Annotated in this window: 1 protein-coding gene; it reads left to right on the top strand. The window is 63.0% G+C overall.

The genetic code is table 11. The features are described 5' to 3' along the window. The coding region (locus AC0IW7_RS25125; RefSeq protein WP_471821578.1) for an ArsB/NhaD family transporter at nt 1–230 on the top strand (230 nt) is incomplete at both ends.

The raw sequence follows: 230 nt of genomic DNA, 5'->3' as shown, positions 1-230 counted from the left end.
TGGCCACGTGATTCCCACGCGCCGCGTGCTGCGCGACGCACCGTGGCAAATCGGGGTGTTTTCGCTGGGGATGTATTTGGTGGTGTCCGGCCTGAAAAACGCCGGCCTTACCGCCTACCTGACGCAACTGCTGAATTATTTTGCCAAACACGGCGGGTGGGCTGCGGCCATGGGCACCGGCGTGACCACGGCGCTGCTGTCATCGGTCATGAACAACCTGCCCAGCGTGC

The organism is Pseudomonas sp. AC229 (assembly GCF_979254655.1).
The sequence above is the reverse complement of the archived record's forward strand: the minus strand, read 5'-3'. Positions and strand labels throughout refer to the sequence as shown.